The sequence below is a fragment of the Halobacillus sp. BBL2006 genome (assembly GCF_000786645.1).
Taxonomy (GTDB): Bacteria; Bacillota; Bacilli; order Bacillales; family Halobacillaceae; genus Halobacillus.
Window position 1 is genome coordinate 1 of record NZ_JRNX01000899.1, and the last position, 973, is coordinate 973.

Sequence of the window (973 nt, forward strand, 5' to 3'; positions counted from 1 at the left end):
GTTTTATTATTTTTTTTACGTGCCAACAGACTCACCTCGGATATTTGATACATTAGACTTTTTTGTAGATCTTCCTTGTGCCGGGATATCCTCTGAGGAAATCGTTGATACAACTCCCATTATTGGAAGTTCCAATGTATTCTCAATGTCTTCCTCAGACTTAAGCGTATTATCCAAATACTCAAGAAGGAATGCTAAACCAACACCTATCATAAGTCCTACAACTAAAGCGATTGCGATATTTAACGCTGGCTTTGGACTGACCGGTGCAGGATCCGCTTCAACATTCGCTGTAGTCAGAATATTTACATTATCAACATTCATAAGCTGTGGGATTTCTTCTTTGAACACCTCAACTGTCGTATTTGCGATAGCCGCTGCTTGGGCTGGATTATTGTCTGTAGCTACAACGTTTACCACCTGTGATTGTTCCGCATTCGAAACCTGAAGTTTTTCAGATAAGGCAGTAGCTGTCATATCAAGATTTAATTCTTCTACAACCTGATCTAAAATCCTTGGACTTTTAATGATGATGTTGTATGTATTGATTAATTCTACGTTCGTTTTTATATCGTTGATGTCGTAAGGTGTTTCTGTTTCTTCTTGGGACTGGTTTACAATGAACTGCGATGAAGACTGATATGAAGGTGTTAATACAAAGAAGGTAACGAGAGCACTAATAATGGCTGCTCCTACCGCAAGGCTTAGAATAAGCAGCATGCGCTTCTTAAGCACCTCGAATATTTCTTTCAGTGAAATTGTTTCTTCCATTTATGAACCTCCAATAATTGTCGAAATTTAAAAACATAGAGCCATTATAGCACATTGATTCTTATTCAAAAGTAGACTGAGAGAGTTTTTTCACTGTATTTACAATTTAAGGACTTTAGACTTATTAACAAATATTACAAATCTATCACTTTAAACAAGTAAACTTTATAGAAAACTTCAATTATTAAAATAAAAAAGAGAA

At 35.6% G+C, this 973-nt stretch carries 1 protein-coding gene; it reads right to left on the minus strand.

From position 1 onward, the window contains the following. Positions 1–15: 15 nt before the first annotated feature. Positions 16–771, minus strand: coding sequence for a YveK family protein (locus LD39_RS20925; protein WP_035553427.1), 756 nt, complete (start codon positions 769–771; stop codon positions 16–18). Positions 772–973: the final 202 nt, after the last annotated feature.

What these genes read in the sequence shown, in the direction of transcription:
- LD39_RS20925 (WP_035553427.1), bottom strand. Translation starts at nt 771, where the DNA reads ATGGAAGAAACAATTTCACTGAAAGAAATATTCGAGGTGCTTAAGAAG.